At 60.0% G+C, this 14,653-nt stretch carries 14 protein-coding genes and 1 tRNA gene; 3 read left to right on the top strand and 12 right to left on the bottom strand.

The window, feature by feature from the left end:
* Window positions 1-34 precede the first annotated feature (34 nt).
* The 4 genes from ABFY71_RS00755 to ABFY71_RS00770 form a co-directional block, all read right to left on the bottom strand.
* Window positions 35-742 carry an amino acid ABC transporter ATP-binding protein gene (locus tag ABFY71_RS00755; RefSeq protein WP_305577539.1) on the bottom strand — a complete coding sequence of 236 codons (708 nt, stop codon included), beginning with the start codon at window positions 740-742 and terminating at the stop codon, window positions 35-37.
* A 98-nt stretch (window positions 743-840) separates the two neighbouring features.
* Entirely contained in the window at window positions 841-1,968 is a 1,128-nt protein-coding gene (locus ABFY71_RS00760) for an amino acid ABC transporter permease (RefSeq protein WP_347944258.1), read from the bottom strand.
* A gap of 10 nt (window positions 1,969-1,978) precedes the next feature.
* Entirely contained in the window at window positions 1,979-3,169 is a 1,191-nt protein-coding gene (locus ABFY71_RS00765) for an amino acid ABC transporter permease (RefSeq protein WP_347944259.1), read from the bottom strand.
* A gap of 119 nt (window positions 3,170-3,288) precedes the next feature.
* Window positions 3,289-4,308: an amino acid ABC transporter substrate-binding protein gene (locus ABFY71_RS00770; RefSeq protein ID WP_347944260.1), complete on the bottom strand. Its 1,020-nt coding sequence runs from the start codon at window positions 4,306-4,308 to the stop codon at window positions 3,289-3,291.
* A 219-nt stretch (window positions 4,309-4,527) separates the two neighbouring features.
* On the opposite strand from ABFY71_RS00770, the gene metC reads away from it, so the two are divergent.
* Window positions 4,528-5,715 (top strand): cystathionine beta-lyase, encoded by a 1,188-nt coding sequence (gene metC / locus ABFY71_RS00775; RefSeq protein ID WP_347944261.1) that lies wholly within the window; start codon window positions 4,528-4,530, stop codon window positions 5,713-5,715.
* Here metC and ABFY71_RS00780 read toward each other — a convergent pair.
* A complete protein-coding gene (locus tag ABFY71_RS00780; protein WP_347944262.1) occupies window positions 5,712-6,446 on the bottom strand; it encodes a phosphatase PAP2 family protein in 735 nt (244 codons plus the stop codon). The genes metC and ABFY71_RS00780 overlap by 4 nt on opposite strands.
* A gap of 103 nt (window positions 6,447-6,549) precedes the next feature.
* Here ABFY71_RS00780 and ABFY71_RS00785 point away from each other — a divergent pair.
* Window positions 6,550-6,626: transfer RNA gene (locus tag ABFY71_RS00785), tRNA-Pro, on the top strand.
* Window positions 6,627-6,671: 45 nt separating this feature from the next.
* Window positions 6,672-6,977, top strand: coding sequence for an ETC complex I subunit (locus tag ABFY71_RS00790; RefSeq protein ID WP_347944263.1), 306 nt, complete (start codon window positions 6,672-6,674; stop codon window positions 6,975-6,977).
* A 217-nt stretch (window positions 6,978-7,194) separates the two neighbouring features.
* On the opposite strand, the gene ABFY71_RS00795 is transcribed toward ABFY71_RS00790, so the two are convergent.
* The 7 genes from ABFY71_RS00795 to ABFY71_RS00825 all read right to left on the bottom strand — a co-directional run bounded on the left by ABFY71_RS00795 (window position 7,195) and on the right by ABFY71_RS00825 (window position 14,650).
* A complete protein-coding gene (locus tag ABFY71_RS00795; protein ID WP_347944264.1) occupies window positions 7,195-8,346 on the bottom strand; it encodes a Gfo/Idh/MocA family protein in 1,152 nt (383 codons plus the stop codon).
* 11 nt (window positions 8,347-8,357) lie between these two features.
* On the bottom strand, window positions 8,358-9,413 hold the full coding sequence (locus ABFY71_RS00800) for a sugar phosphate isomerase/epimerase family protein (protein ID WP_347944265.1): 1,056 nt from the start codon (window positions 9,411-9,413) through the stop codon (window positions 8,358-8,360).
* 203 nt (window positions 9,414-9,616) lie between these two features.
* Window positions 9,617-10,756, bottom strand: coding sequence for a Gfo/Idh/MocA family protein (locus ABFY71_RS00805; protein WP_347944267.1), 1,140 nt, complete (start codon window positions 10,754-10,756; stop codon window positions 9,617-9,619).
* A gap of 2 nt (window positions 10,757-10,758) precedes the next feature.
* Entirely contained in the window at window positions 10,759-11,508 is a 750-nt protein-coding gene (locus tag ABFY71_RS00810) for a sugar phosphate isomerase/epimerase family protein (protein WP_305583128.1), read from the bottom strand.
* 186 nt (window positions 11,509-11,694) lie between these two features.
* Window positions 11,695-12,777 (bottom strand): ABC transporter ATP-binding protein, encoded by a 1,083-nt coding sequence (locus ABFY71_RS00815; RefSeq protein ID WP_305583130.1) that lies wholly within the window; start codon window positions 12,775-12,777, stop codon window positions 11,695-11,697.
* 5 nt (window positions 12,778-12,782) lie between these two features.
* The gene (locus ABFY71_RS00820) at window positions 12,783-13,715 is read right to left on the bottom strand and encodes a carbohydrate ABC transporter permease (protein ID WP_347944269.1); all 933 of its coding nucleotides are present in this window, start codon (window positions 13,713-13,715) and stop codon (window positions 12,783-12,785) included.
* Window positions 13,712-14,650: a carbohydrate ABC transporter permease gene (locus ABFY71_RS00825; protein WP_371136253.1), complete on the bottom strand. Its 939-nt coding sequence runs from the start codon at window positions 14,648-14,650 to the stop codon at window positions 13,712-13,714. Before ABFY71_RS00825 ends, ABFY71_RS00820 begins: the two co-directional genes overlap by 4 nt.
* Between the last annotated feature and the right edge of the window lie 3 nt (window positions 14,651-14,653).

Here is a 14,653-nt window from a genome sequence, read left to right on the forward strand (position 1 = left end):
CGGCCAATTTGCCTGGACAACCCGATTGTGGCGCTCAGTGCAGGATCTGGCTGAGGAACAACTTGGTGCGCTCGTGCTGCGGATTGGAGAAGAACTGCTCTGGCTCGTTCTGCTCGATGATCTGGCCCTGATCCATGAAGATCACGCGGTCGGCGACCTGACGGGCAAAGCCCATCTCATGCGTGACGCAAATCATCGTCATGCCTTCTTCGGCCAGGCTGATCATGACATCGAGCACTTCCTTGACCATTTCTGGATCAAGCGCCGAGGTCGGCTCATCGAACAGCATGATGCGCGGCTGCATGCACAGCGAGCGGGCAATTGCCACGCGCTGCTGCTGGCCCCCGGACAACTGGCCGGGGAACTTGTTGGCCTGCTCGGGGATCTTGACCCGCTCGAGATAGTGCATGGCGGTCGCCTCGGCCGCGGCCTTGGGCGTGCCCCGCACCCAGATTGGTGCCAATGTCAGGTTCTGCAGGATGGTCAAATGCGGGAACAGGTTGAAGTGCTGAAACACCATTCCTACTTCGCGGCGCACCTCGTCTATGCGCTTGAGATCAGCGGTCAGCTCAACGCCATTGACGATGATCTGGCCCTCCTGGTGCTCCTCGAGGCGATTGACGCAGCGGATCAGCGTCGACTTGCCCGAGCCTGACGGCCCGGCAATAACGATCCGCTCGCCGTCCCCCACCGTCAAATTGATGTCACGCAGGACGTGAAAGTCTCCGTACCATTTATGCATGCCAATGATTTCGATGGCTGGCTTGGTGCTGGTAGCCGTGTCTTGCCGGGTGGTCTGGCCTGAGGCTGCGGTAGTCTGTGAAGGTTCGGACATGAAAACTACCTCTTATGGCCGGTATTGAGACGACGTTCCATGAACATGGAATAGCGCGACATGGAGAAACAGAACGCCCAGAAGACAATGGCGGCAAACAGGTAACCAGTGGTTGCCGTATTGGCGGATTGCCACTCCAGCGCGGAGTCATTTTTGGTTTTGACGGCTTCGAGCAGGTCTTTCATGCCCACGATGTAGACCAGAGAGGTGTCCTTGAAGAGCGCGATGAAGCTGTTCACGATACCGGGGATCACATGCTTGAGCGCCTGGGGCAGGATGATGAAGTACATCCGCTGCCAATAGCCCAGGCCCAGCGATGCAGCGGCCTCATATTGGCCACGCGGAATGGCCTGCAGGCCCCCGCGCACCACTTCGGCCAGATACGCCGAGGTGAACAGGGTGACGCCCACCAGGGCCCGCAGCAGTTTGTCCACGGTCATGCCCTGCGGCATGAACAGCGGCAGCATGATCGAGGCCATGAACAGAATGGTAATCAGCGGCACCGAGCGGATCAGCTCGATAAAGGTAACGCAGATGGTCTTGATCACCGGCAAGGTGGACTGCCGCCCGAGCGCCAGCACGATGCCCAGCGGGAACGCCAGGGCAATGCCAACCACCGAGATAATCAGGGTAACCAGCAGTCCGCCCCACTTTTCGGTTGGCATTTCCGACAGGCCGAATACGCCGCCGGCCAGCAGGAAATACGCCACCACTGGATAGACAAACAGGAACAGCAGGGCATTGATGCGCTTGAACGGCAGTTTGGGGATGAGCAAGGGTACGAACAGCAAGGCACCCAAAGCAAAGACGATGTTGGGGCGCCAGAGCTGGGGGATGTCGTAGAAGCCGTAGATGAAGAATTCCATCTCGTTATAGACGTAGGCCCAGCACGCCCCGGCCGTAATGGCACGGCATTCCTCGACAGTGCCCATCGGACCAACGGCGTGGCCGAGGACAAAGTTGAAGAATGGCGGCACTACCCAGAGCAGAAACAGCACGCCGAGCGCGGTCAGCAGCCCGTCCATTGGCGTGGCGAACAGGTTCTTTTTGGCCCAGACAACGGGCCCGCTGGTGGGGTTGGGGGCCGGTTTGGCGGCGACCAGTTCAGAACGAACGTATCCAGTATCGGTCATGGCTGGTCTCCTACCGCTCAACCAGGGTGACGCGGGCGTTGTACCAGTTCATGATCGCCGAGGTCAGCAGCGACAAGATCAGATAGACCAGCATGGTCAGTGCGATACACTCGATGGCCCGACCTGTCTGATTGAGTGCAGTCCCTGAGAACACATTGACCAGTTCGGGGTAGCCAATGGCCGCGCCAAGCGACGAGTTCTTGGTCAAATTGAGATATTGGCTGGTCAGTGGCGGTACGATGACGCGCATGGCCTGCGGCACGATGACCAGGCGCAGCCGGTCACCTTCCTTGAGCCCCAGCGACTGCGCCGCTTCGGTCTGCCCGTGGTTGACTGCCTGAATGCCGCCGCGGACGGTCTCTGCGATGAACGACGCGGTGTAGATGCTCAATCCGAACAGCAGCGCCAGAAACTCCGGCGGCAGTTGTACCCCGCCCTCGAAGTTGAAGCGCCCCAGCACCGGCGGATCGAACGCCACCTGCGCGCCGCTGATCAGCCAGACCAGGGCAGGCAGCACCAGCAGCATGGCAAGGGAGGTCAGAAACACCGGAAAGCGCTGGCCCGTAGCCTCCAGACGCTTTCGGGCCCAGCGGCGCAGAACCAAAACACCCACAATCGCCACGGCAAGCCCAATCCAGACGAAACCGAACTGCGCATCTGGCAAGGGTTGCGGGAAGAAAATGCCGCGCTGGTTGATGAAGGAATCCAGCGGCAGTTCGTAAGAGTCGCGAACGGCTGGCATGGTCTTGAGGACAGCAAAGTACCAGAAGAACAGTTGCAGCAGCAGCGGAATGTTGCGGATGGTCTCGACATAGACCGTGGCCAGGCTGGAGACAATGAAGTTGCTGCTCAGCCGGGCAATGCCAATGGTGAACCCGAGAATGGTCGCGACGACTATGCCGATAAAGGCGACCAGCAGTGTATTGGTGATGCCGACCAGGAAGGCCTGCCAGTAAGTGGATGCGCGGGACCAGGGCAGCAGCGAAAAGCTGATATCGAACCCGGCCGTTTTCCAGAGAAAGTCAAAACCGGTTGTCTTGTTCTGGGCAGCCAAATTGGCCGCGGTATTGCCGATGATCCAGGCAATGAATGACACCAGGATCAAGCCGACCACGATCTGGTAGACAATGCCGCGGATTACGGGATCGTTGAAAAAGAAGGTCCTGGGGGCCTCAGTGGGCCCCGCGTCAAGCGCAGTCATGTTGTTGGTCCCCGGGCAGCATGCAAGCACGGCTGTTCCATGCGTCGCCGCGATGGCGACAGCTGACGGAACAGAAGGCCCGGTGCCCCCATCATGGGAGTACCGGGCCGATGCCTATTTTAGCGGACTGGCGGAGCGTACTGGATGCCACCGTCTTTCCACAGGGCATTCAGACCGCGCTCAAGGCCAATCGGGGTGGCTGGGCCAACGTTGCGCTCATAGGTTTCGGCGTAGTTACCGACCAGCTTGATGATCTGGTAAGCCCAGTCCTTGGTCAGGCCGAGTGGCGTACCGAAGTCGCCTTCAACGCCAAGCAGGCGCTTGATGGCCGGGTTGTCCGAACCGAGCATCTCGTCGACATTAGCCTGCGAAACGCCGAGTTCTTCAGCTTCGAGCAGGGCAAAATAAGTCCAGCGGGCGATATTGAACCAGATATCGTCGCCCTGGCGCACAACCGGACCAAGCGGCTCCTTGGAGATGATTTCTGGCAGGATGACGTGATCATCAGGCACAGCGAACTTGGAGCGTTCTGCAGCAAGGGCTGAAGAGTCAGTGGTGTAGACGTCGCAACGGCCGTCTTCATAGGCCTTCACCACTTCGTCCTGATCAACGAACACGACGGTGTTGAATTCCATGCTGTTGGTGGCGAAATAGTCAGCCGCGTTCAGTTCGGTCGTGGTGCCGGCCTCCACGCAGATAGCTGCGCCGGAAAGGTCGAGACCCGAGGCAATGCCGTCGGCCTTGCGGACCATGAAGCCCTGGCCGTCATAGAACATGGTGCCAACAAAGTTGATACCAAGCTGGGTATCGCGGCTCATGGTCCAGGTGGTGGTACGCGACAGCACGTCGACTTCACCGGCCGACAGCGCGGTGAAGCGTTCCTGGCTGGTCAACGAGGTGAAGCGGACAGCGTCGGCGTCATTGAAGATGGCTGCAGCAAGGGCACGGCAATAGTCGACTTCCAGACCGGTCCAGACATTGTTGGAGTCGGGCGCCGAGAACCCTGCCACGCCACCGGTCACACCGCACTGGATGTAACCTTTTGCGACCACGTCTTCGAGAATGCCTGCCTGAGCTGACGCCGTCGCGCCGAGGCCCAGCGAGGCCGCGACTGCGATAGTTACGAGCGTTTTTTGCATTGTTGTTGCCTTTATTTCCTGACCGTGTGTCCCGTGGTGACAGGCGAACCCAATCCCCCGGGTGGCACCTCCACTCTTTCAAGAGCAGTTGTGATGCTGCTATGCATGCAAGCGTCTCTTGCTCTTTCCGTCAAGGGTAGAACCAATCATGGGGCAGTATTACTGTCTCGTAATTGACCAAATTGTTAGTTTGACTGGATATTGAGCAGTGAGCCCAGCATGAATGATAAAAAAAGCAGCACCGCCAAGCACCAATCGGTCGAAACGGTCCTGACGCACCATGGGCGGACACCCGAAGATCAGTTCGGGTTCGTCAATACCCCGGTCTATCGCGGCTCTACCGTGCTGTTCAAAACCCTCGACGACATGGCTGGCCAGACGCAGCGATTTGCCTATGGGCGCGCGGGCAATCCAACGACCGAAAGCGTCGAAGCACTGGTCAATGAACTTGAGGGCGCCTATCGCACGCGCCTCGTGCCATCAGGCCTGGCCGCCATCACCATTGCGGTGCTGAGTTGCCTCAAGGCGGGCGATGATCTGCTAATCTCCGACAGTGCCTATGAGCCAGGCCGCAGCTTTGCCGACGGGTTTCTCAAGCGCATGGGTGTCTCCACGCGCTACTACGATCCACGGATTGGCGCCGGCATCAGCGCCCTGATGCAACCCAATACCAAGGCTGTGCTGGCGGAAAGTCCGGGCTCGCTTACTTTTGAGGTGCAGGATATTCCGGCCCTCGCGGCAGCGGCCCATGCCAATGGCGCGCGATTGATAGTGGATAACAGTTGGGCGAGCCCGCTCTTCCACCAACCGCTGGCGCTGGGTGCCGATCTGGTAGTGCATGCCGGCACCAAAATGTTCGTGGGGCACTCCGATGCCTTTGCCGGCACCATCTCGGCCACTGAAGCGGCCTGGCCCGAGGTCGAATCGACCCGCGCCCTGCTCGGGTTCTTCACCTCGGGCGATGAGGCATTTCTGGTTGCCCGCGGTCTGCGCACCCTGGCAATCCGCATGAAGGAGCATCAGGCGCGGGCGCTCGACATCGCCAGCTGGCTCGAAGCGCAGCCGGAAGTGTTGCAGGTACTGCACCCCGCTCTGCCGAGCCATCCAGACCATGCCCTGTTCAAGCGCGACTTCACCGGCTCGGGCAGTCTGTTCAGCGTCATGCTGGCCCCTGCCCCGCGCGCTGCCGTGGCCGCCTTCGTCGATGGGCTGGCGCTGTTCAGCATGGGCTATTCCTGGGGCGGCTTTGAAAGCCTGTGCATTCCGGTCAAGCTCGGGAGCAACCGCACCGCCAAGCCGTGGACAGCTGAAGGCAATCTATTTCGCCTGCATATCGGGCTGGAGGGTGTGGATGACCTCAAGGCCGATCTGTCCGCCGCCATCCAACGTTACACAGCGGCGCGCTAGGCGCGCCGCCCCACCAGACGGCGCAGGGCCGGCAGCCCCCGAAACCGCACCGAGCCATCCGCGCGGAAGGCGAAGAGCCAGCGGCGACGGGCAAAATAGTTGCGCACGACGTAGGCGCCCAGCGTGCCAACCGCGAAACCGGCGATCACATCGGTCGGATAATGCATCCCAATGACAACGCGCGACAGACCGGTCATCACGCCGATCAGCAGAATCAGCCCGGCGAATCGCGGCAGCATGAAGCCGATCACCAGGGCGGTACCGATGGCAGTGGTGCTGTGGCCCGACGGGAAGCTCTGAAAGCTCCAGTCATTGAGAATGTGCTGGAAATGAAAGGCCCCAAATTCGTGAAAATACTCCGGGCGGGCACGGCCAATCAAACGCTTGATCAGGTTGACGGTAAGCCCGGGCAGCCCAACGCCGACAAAAATGAAGCTGGCCACCAGGGTGAGCTCATAAATCGCGCGCCGATACCGGCCCAGCGGCACCCGGAGCGCAATAAATCCCAGCACAAGGCCGAGCAGTGACGGAATCAACACCCACTCCGACAGGCCAAAATCGGTGATGAAGGCAAAGGGCGCGCGCCACACATCGGGCCACGCCTGCAGCGTCTGGGAGAGCCAGACATCAAAGAATACCAGCACAAACAGTACTAGCACGACCGCAGCGACGGCATCTGGCCAGGACTTCTGAGTCAGGCCAAAGGGCCAGCGACGATCGAGTTTCAACATGCTTGGTTATTGAACATATGGGGAGTTTTCGTCAATCCGGAGAAACTTGTTATGGTTGCGCTTGCTCTCGGTCGCTGAACACGCTAGGTGACGGCGGTGATCTCGGAGTGTAGCTCAGCCTGGTAGAGCACTGGTTTTGGGAACCAGGGGTCCAAAGTTCGAATCTTTGTACTCCGACCATCACATTTCGCCTTCTGGCGCCCAGCATCGTGTTGAGGAACTTGCATGACCGCCCGCATCTACCGCCCGGCCCCTAACGCCATGCAGTCGGGAAGAGGCAATTCCAGGCATTGGGTTCTGGTGTACGAACCAGCCGTACCCCGCTCGATCGACCCGCTGATGGGCTATACGAGCTCCAGCGATCCCACGCGGCAGATCCATCTGACTTTTGACAGCCAGGAAGACGCCGAGGCCTATGCCCAGAAGAATGGCATCGCCTATTCGGTGCAGCAGGCGCAGGACTATGTCCCCAAGCGCGCAAGCTATCCAGACAATTTCCGCGCCGACCGCAAGACGCCCTGGACGCACTGATTTCGCTCTAGGATTTGGAAACGACCATGCGCTGCAAGCAATTGTGGCGCATTTTGCTGTCCAGATTGCTGGCGATACGTAGCAGCAGGCTCGCCGGTCACCTATAGGGGTCCGCGTCTCCCCCAATGGACAGATTTGTGTTCGCTGCCCGTAGTTTCGATGACGTCACCCCGACCAGGGATCGGGGTGACCTTCATGACAATGTCGCTGCGGGTGCTTAAACCGCGCTGAGTTTGGTCCACTTGCCGTCATTCTGGCTCGACTGCACCGAGGCCATGATGAACTCCATGCCCTCCACGCCGTCTGCCAGCGTCGGCAGCAGGCCTTCATAGGCGGCGCCCTCGCCCCGGATAACGGCCGCAAACTGACTGTAGAGCGTGGCAAATGCCTCCAGATACCCTTCGGGGTGGCCGGCGGGAATGCGCACATTCATGGTGGAGGCGGCATCGCCCGAAATGGCGCCGCCCCGGGTCAGCAGCTGCCGTGGCTTGCCGAACTCGGTAAACCACATGTAATTCGGGTTGTCCTGGCGCCATTCAATGCCACCCTTGTCGCCATAGACGCGCAGTTGCAGGCCGTTTTCGCAGCCAACAGCCACCTGGCTGGCCCAGAGCATGCCTTTGGCACCGCCCTCGAAGCGCAGCATGATGTGGACATTGTCATCGAGCTGGCGCCCCTCCACGAAGCTGGTGAGATCGGCAGAGACGGAGTCAGTCTTCAGATCGCTGACAAAGCGCGCCAGGTTGTAGGCGTGGGTGCCGATATCGCCAATGGCGCCGCCTGCCCCCGAGCGCGCCGGATCGGTACGCCAGGAAGCCTGCTTGTTGTCGTCGGTGGTGGGCTCGGTCAGCCAGTCCTGCGGATACTCCACCTGGATGACGCGAATCTTGCCCAGCGCCCCCGAGGCCACCAGTTCCCGGGCCTGCCGGATCAGCGGAAAGCCGGTATAATTGTGGGTCAGCAGAAATCTTGCGCCATTCTTGGGTTTGATGGCGGCAAGCTTGCGGGCATCTTCCAGCGTGCTGGTGATCGGCTTGTCGCAGATGACATGAATGCCCGCCTCGAGAAACGCCTTGGCTGGACCATAATGCATGTGGTTGGGCGTGACGATCGAGACGGCCTCAATCCCGTCGGGACGGGCCGCTTCGGCCTTGGCCATCTCTTCATAGGAGGTGTAGATGCGGTCGTCGGCCAGGCCGATATTGCGCCCGGACTCCAAGGCGACGTCGGGCCGCGACGACAGCGCGCCGGCCACCAGATCATAGTCGCCGTCGATGCGGGCGGCGACGCGGTGCACGTAGCCGATAAAGGCGCCAGTGCCGCCACCAACCATGCCCAGACGAATGCGCTTTGCGCCGTTTTCAGCCATTGTCGTGCTCCCTAGCTCAGACCGAGGATTTTGCGATTGGCGGCCAGATCCGTCCCCGAGGACGCAAAATCGTCAAAGGCGTGCTCGGTCACGTGGATGATGTGGTGCTTGATGAATTCGGCGCCTTCGCGCGCGCCGTCTTCGGGGTGCTTGATGGCACATTCCCATTCCAGCACGGCCCAGCCCGCGAAATCATACTGCGCCATCTTGGAGAAGATCGAGGCGAAATCGACCTGGCCATCGCCCAGGGAGCGGAAGCGCCCTGCCCGGTTGATCCAGCTCTGATAGCCCGAATAGACGCCCTGACGCCCGCTCGGGTTGAACTCGGCATCCTTGACGTGGAAAAGCTTGATGCGCTCGTGGTAGATATCGATGAAATCGAGATAATCGAGCTGCTGCAGCACCATGTGGCTGGGATCGTAGAGGATGTTGGCCCGCGGGTGATTGTTGACCCGCTCAAGGAACATCTCGAAAGTCACGCCGTCGAACAGGTCTTCGCCGGGATGCAATTCGAAGCCGACATCCACGCCATTCTCGTCAAACGCGTTGAGGATCGGGGTCCAGCGACGGGCCAGTTCATCAAAGGCTTCCTCGACCAGACCGGCGGGACGCTGCGGAAACGGATAGAGGAACGGCCAGGCGAGCGCGCCCGAAAAGGTTGCGTGTTCGGTCAGGCCGAGATTTTGTGATGCCTTGGCGGCCCAATGGAGCTGCTGCACGGCCCATTCCTGACGCGCCTGCGGATTGTTATGCACCGAGGCCGGGGCGAAACCATCCAGCATGGTGTCATAGACCGGATGAGCTGCAACGAGCTGGCCCTGCAAATGCGTCGACAGCTCGGTGATGGCCAGACCATGCCCGGCGGCGGTGCCGGCCAGTTCATCGCAATAGGTCTTGGACGTGGCGGCCTTTTCAAGATCAATCAGGCTGCCCACCCAGGTGGGAATCTGCACACCTTCATAGCCGTGGCCGGCGGCCCAGCCGCAGATGGCATCGAAGGAATTGAACGGGGCGGCGTCGCCGGCGAACTGCGCCAGAAAGATTGCGGGACCCTTGATGGTGCGCATGATTGTCTCCTCAAATGCGGCCCTGCCCGATGGCGGTGCCTTGTCGTTGCCGATTCAACAGTAGACCTCACCCTGAGCGCGTCAAAGGGCGAGGTCGTGGCACAATCTCATGCACGACCTCGTGGTTCGGCAAGCTCACCATGAGGTCTACTGGACATATTGTTCGACAGGCCCGTAGGCCTGTCAATGAGGCACGTCCCTCACTATTTCAGCAAGGCCTGGGCATCTGCCGGACTCAGTGCCATTGGGCGTTCACAGGTAGTGCTGAGAGTCAGCACTTGCCCGCTTTCGCCGGCCTTGAGCAGGCTGGTCATCACGTCTACGGCATGCAGCGCCACATCAAGACCGCAGCGCGCGGCGTAACCGCCGTCGATCGAGGCCATCATGTCAGCCAGACCGGCAGTGCGGTAGTTGGCGCGCGGCGTTGGCTTGTCGAGATCCTGGTTGGCAACGCCAAACGGATGATCCCACGGGGTGACCGTGCTGCGCTCACCCGCGATATCGGCGGTGGTGATTTCGCCACCGAAGAAGTTTGGATCCGGCACGAAGATCGAACCGTCCGTGCCGTAGAGCTCGATATTGTGGTGGCCATGCGCTGCCACGTCCCAGCTGGCGCCGATGGTGACGATGGCGCCCGAGACAAACTCCAGCACACCGTGAATGGTGGTGGGGGTGCCAACCTTAACAAAGCTGCCCTTGTAAGGTCCTTCGGCCGTCACTTCGCGCTCAGTGCGGGCCATGTTAGTGAAGGCCGACAGGCGCCGGACCGGCCCCAACAGGTGGATCAGTTCGGTGACGTAGTATGGCCCAAGATCGAGTATCGGCCCGGCCCCTACCTGGAAAAAGAAATCCGGGTTGGGATGCCAATGCTCCATGCCGCGACTCATCACATGGGTGGTACCGCTCATGATCTTGCCGAGCTGGCCGCTGTCAATGATCTGCCGGGCCTGCTGGTGGGCACCGCCCAGGAAAGTGTCCGGTGCACTGCCCACCTTCAGATTGCGCTCGGCCGCGGCCTTCTTGAGCGCCGTGCCCTCTTCGAGTGAGAGCACAAACGGCTTTTCCGAATAGGCGTGCTTGCCCGCCGAGACGATATCCATCGACACTGAATAATGCGTCGAGGGGATCGTCAGGTTGACGATCACATCAAGTTCGCTGTTCTTGAGCAACGCGTCGGGTGTCTGGGCGACGACGCCAAATTCCTCGGCCCGCTTCTGCGCGGCTGCGGGAATGATGTCGGCTACGGCACGCACCTCGAGCCCCTTGAACAGCGGCGCCAGGCGCAAATACGCAGCGGAGATGTTGCCGGCACCCATGATGCCGACGCCATAAGTCTTGGCCATGCTTATTTCCACTTCTTGGCGGCAGCGATCGAGCGCGTGGCAAAGCGCACCGCATCGGAAGGCTTGTCATGTTCAGCGACGAAATACTGCGCCTTGGTCTTGCTGGTCACCTTGGTGATCAGTTCGTCCCAGTTCAGGACGCCTTGACCCACATCGGCCCAACCGTCCTCATCGAGACACTCGCCCGCAGGGGCGATATCCTTGACGTGCACCGCGGTGATGCGGTCGCCATATTTGTCGAACCAGGCAATCGGGTCGGCCTTGCCACGGACAATCCAGGCGACATCGGCTTCCCACTCGATCTTGGGTGCGGTTTCCAGCAGGATTTCCATCGGCGTGCGGCCAGAGGTGGTGGGCACAAACTCAAAATCATGGTTGTGCCAGCCGAAGCCGTAGCCTTCCTTGCTATAGGTTTCCGCCGCGCCAGCCAGCATCTCGGCCAGCTCAAGCCATTTTGACTCATCGGCGCTGCGGCCTTCCGGGCCGATATGGGGGCAATAGATGCGCTTGATGCCAAGGGTCTCGGCGGTCTTCAGCGTGGTCGCAACATCGGCGACCTGAGCGGGGCCGAAATGGCCGGTGGGCATGGTCAGGCCATTCTTCTTGAGACTGGCGGCCAGTGCCGCGGGATCGGCATACAGTCCGCCATAACCTTCGACCTGAGTGTAGCCGAGCGAACCAAGCGTTGCGAGGAAGTCCTCGAGCGAAGGGACGTTGCGGGCGCTATAGAGCTGGAATGACAGTTCGGTCATTTGTGGCCTCGTTGTAACGTTGAAATGAGCTGGCGATCGCGATGGGCGATGCAGACTAAGGGCGGTTTCGGGATGCTGTCGCGCCTGCAGGTCAGGCCGATCACCGCAAAAGTAACATTGGGCCAGGGCTGGGGCGGGGCAGAAGCGGGGCGCCCTGAGGCGCCACCGCAATAATGTAGTAGCCGATCAGAGGCGATTGGTGGTCTCGGCACTGAAAATCGAGCCCCGCGCGGGGTCAAAGCCAATGCGCACCATCTGACCAGTCTCGATCACGACATCGCTGTCGCAACGGAAGGTCACGGCCTTGTTGCCAATTTTCGTCCATGCCAGCGTATCCGAGCCCATCGGTTCGACAATCTCGATTTCGGCGTCAATCGAGAACGGCATGGCAGCCGCGGCCTCGCCCAGCGCGATATGTTCGGGCCGCACACCCAGCACCGCCTGTATCGGGCCGTTGGACGGCGCGGCAAAATCATAGGTGTCCACCGAAACCACAGTGCCGTCGGCAGTTGTGAAAGTGGTGCCCTCCAGCGTACCCTCGAACATGTTCATCTGCGGCGAGCCAATGAACCCGGCAACATAGAGATTCACCGGCTTGTTGTAGATCGTGTGCGGATCGGACAATTGCTGGATAACGCCATTCTTCATCACCGCGATGCGGTCGGCCAGCGTCAGGGCCTCGATCTGATCATGCGTCACGTAGATCATCGTGTTCTTGAGCCGGTGATGCAGCCGCTTGATCTCCACGCGCAAGTCCGAGCGGAGCTTGGCGTCGAGGTTGGAAAGGGGCTCGTCGAACAGGAACACATCAACGTCGCGCACCAGGGCACGGCCAATGGCCACGCGCTGGCGTTGGCCGCCGGAGAGGTTGGCAGGCTTGCGGTCGAGCAGCGGCTCGATCTGCAGGATTTCTGCGGCACGGGCGACGCGACGCTCGACCTCGTCCTTCTTCATGCCGGCGACGCGCAGGCCAAAGCTGAGGTTCCGCTCAACCGTCATCTGCGGATAGAGCGCATAGGACTGGAACACCATGCCGATGCCGCGGTCCTTCGGTTCGAGCCAGGTGACGTTCTTGCCGCCGATGAAAATCTGGCCGTCGGAGACGTCCAGCAGCCCGGCGATGCAGTTGAGCAAGGTCGACTTGCCGCAACCCGAGGGGCCGAGCAGTACGATGAACTCGCCCTGGGCAATGTCGAGGTCGAGGTGCTGAAGCACCTTCACACTGCCGAAGTTGAGCGATAGATCGCGGATGGAAACGCTGTTTTGCATTCGAATTATCCCTTCACCGCACCAGCGGCAACACCGCGGACGAACCACTTGCCAGACACGAAATAAACCGCCAGCGGCACGAGGCCAGTCAGAACGGTAGCGGCCATGTTCACGTTGTATTCGGGCGTGCCCTGGGCCGAGTTGACGATGTTGTTGAGCTGGACGGTCATCGGGTAGTTTTGCGTTCCGGCAAAGACCACACCAAACAGGAAGTCATTCCAGATGCCGGTAACCTGCAGGATCAGCGCCACCACAAAGATCGGCAGCGACATCGGGAGCATGATCTCGAAGAAAATGCGCCAGAAGCCCGCACCGTCCACACGTGCCGCCTTGAACAATTCCTGGGGCAGCGATGCAAAATAATTGCGGAACAGCAGGGTCAGGATTGGCATGCCAAAAACCGTGTGAACGATAATGACGGCCTGCAGTGAGCCAAAGATGCCCATTTCACGGGTGATCATCACCAACGGATAAAGAAACACCTGATAGGGAATGAACGAGCCGAAGATCAGGATGGCAAAGAAGATTTCCGAGCCTTTGAAGCGCCAGTTGATCAGGGCGTAGCCGTTCACCGCAGCGATGAAGATCGATATGATGGTGCTCGGAATGGTGATCTTGACCGAGTTCCAGAAGCCGGGCGCCAAGCCTTCACAGGTGAGGCCGGTGCAGGCACTGGTCCAGGCCTTGACCCAGGCATCAAAACTCGGCGCCGTCGGCAGCGAGAAGATGTTGCCGAAGCGGATTTCGGGCATGGTCTTCAGCGATGTGGTGAACATCACATAGAGCGGGAACAGGTAATACAGCGAGAACATCACCAGAATGGAATAGATGATGATCTTGCGGGGCGTGAAGAACGGCTTTGGCCGAGGGCCGCGCGGCTCGACAGCAGCGCCGGTCGGCGCCGGTGTGACGCCCGCCATGGATGAGATCTGGCTCATGTGCGACGCCCCTTTCCACCAAATTCAAGGTAAGCCCAGGGGATCAGGATAATGATCACCGACAGCAGCATCATCGTTGCAGCGGCGAGGCCCTGGCCGATATTGCCGCCCGAAAACATGTAGTTGTAGACGTATTTGGCAGGCACTTCCGAAGAGATGCCGGGGCCGCCATTGGTCAGCGCCACCACCAGATCGTAGAGCCGGACAATGCCGGACCCGATAATCACCACCGCGGTGACCATCACGCCACGCATCATGGGAACGACGATGGAGACATAGGTGCGCCAGGTCGGAATGCCGTCGATGCGTGCAGCCTTCCAGATTTCCTCATCCACACCGCGCAGCCCGGCCAGCATCAGCACCATGCAGAAGCCCGTGCCTTGCCACAAGCCGGCAATCAGCAGGGCGTACAGCACCATGCGCGGATTGGCGATCCAGTCAAAGGTGAAGTTCTCCCAGCCCAGATTGCGCATTGTGCCTTGCAGGCCCAGGGTGGGGTTCATGATCCACTGCCACACCAGGCCCGTCACGATGAAGGACAGGGCGAAGGGATAGAGCATGATGGTACGAAAGGCGCTCTCGAAGCGGATTTTCTGGTCGATCAGCACCGCAAGGATAAAGCCGACGACCAGCGTAAAGATCAGTGACAACACGCCGTATGTGATCAAATTGGTGACCGACACGTTCCAGCGGGAGGTGGCGAACAGGCGCTCATATTGCTCGATACCGACAAACTTGCCGGTGGGCAGAAGCTTGGAATTGGTGAACGAGTAGTAGATCGTCCAGAGTGTGCAGCCGACGAAGACAACCAGCACGGTCACCATCATGGGCAGTGCAGCGATCTTGGCGGGCAGGTTGTGAAGGATAATTCTTTTCAGCAGGCTCGGTCGGTTGACCTTGGCGCCCGCTTCCAAAGGAAGGGCTGTGTCCGCCATCAA

This window comes from Devosia alba (assembly GCF_039938915.1).
Classification (GTDB): domain Bacteria; phylum Pseudomonadota; class Alphaproteobacteria; order Rhizobiales; family Devosiaceae; genus Devosia; species Devosia alba.

Coding starts and splice junctions, on each gene's coding strand:
- ABFY71_RS00780 (WP_347944262.1), bottom strand. CDS start 6,446: ATGTTGAAACTCGATCGTCGCTGGCCCTTTGGCCTGACTCAGAAGTCC.
- ABFY71_RS00805 (WP_347944267.1), bottom strand. CDS start 10,756: ATGGCCAAGACTTATGGCGTCGGCATCATGGGTGCCGGCAACATCTCC.
- ABFY71_RS00815 (WP_305583130.1), bottom strand. CDS start 12,777: ATGCAAAACAGCGTTTCCATCCGCGATCTATCGCTCAACTTCGGCAGT.
- ABFY71_RS00800 (WP_347944265.1), bottom strand. CDS start 9,413: ATGCGCACCATCAAGGGTCCCGCAATCTTTCTGGCGCAGTTCGCCGGC.
- ABFY71_RS00825 (WP_371136253.1), bottom strand. CDS start 14,650: ATGGCGGACACAGCCCTTCCTTTGGAAGCGGGCGCCAAGGTCAACCGA.
- ABFY71_RS00820 (WP_347944269.1), bottom strand. CDS start 13,715: ATGAGCCAGATCTCATCCATGGCGGGCGTCACACCGGCGCCGACCGGC.
- ABFY71_RS00760 (WP_347944258.1), bottom strand. CDS start 1,968: ATGACCGATACTGGATACGTTCGTTCTGAACTGGTCGCCGCCAAACCG.
- ABFY71_RS00770 (WP_347944260.1), bottom strand. CDS start 4,308: ATGCAAAAAACGCTCGTAACTATCGCAGTCGCGGCCTCGCTGGGCCTC.
- ABFY71_RS00810 (WP_305583128.1), bottom strand. CDS start 11,508: ATGACCGAACTGTCATTCCAGCTCTATAGCGCCCGCAACGTCCCTTCG.
- ABFY71_RS00795 (WP_347944264.1), bottom strand. CDS start 8,346: ATGGCTGAAAACGGCGCAAAGCGCATTCGTCTGGGCATGGTTGGTGGC.
- metC (WP_347944261.1), top strand. CDS start 4,528: ATGAATGATAAAAAAAGCAGCACCGCCAAGCACCAATCGGTCGAAACG.
- ABFY71_RS00765 (WP_347944259.1), bottom strand. CDS start 3,169: ATGACTGCGCTTGACGCGGGGCCCACTGAGGCCCCCAGGACCTTCTTT.
- ABFY71_RS00790 (WP_347944263.1), top strand. CDS start 6,672: ATGACCGCCCGCATCTACCGCCCGGCCCCTAACGCCATGCAGTCGGGA.
- ABFY71_RS00755 (WP_305577539.1), bottom strand. CDS start 742: ATGCATAAATGGTACGGAGACTTTCACGTCCTGCGTGACATCAATTTG.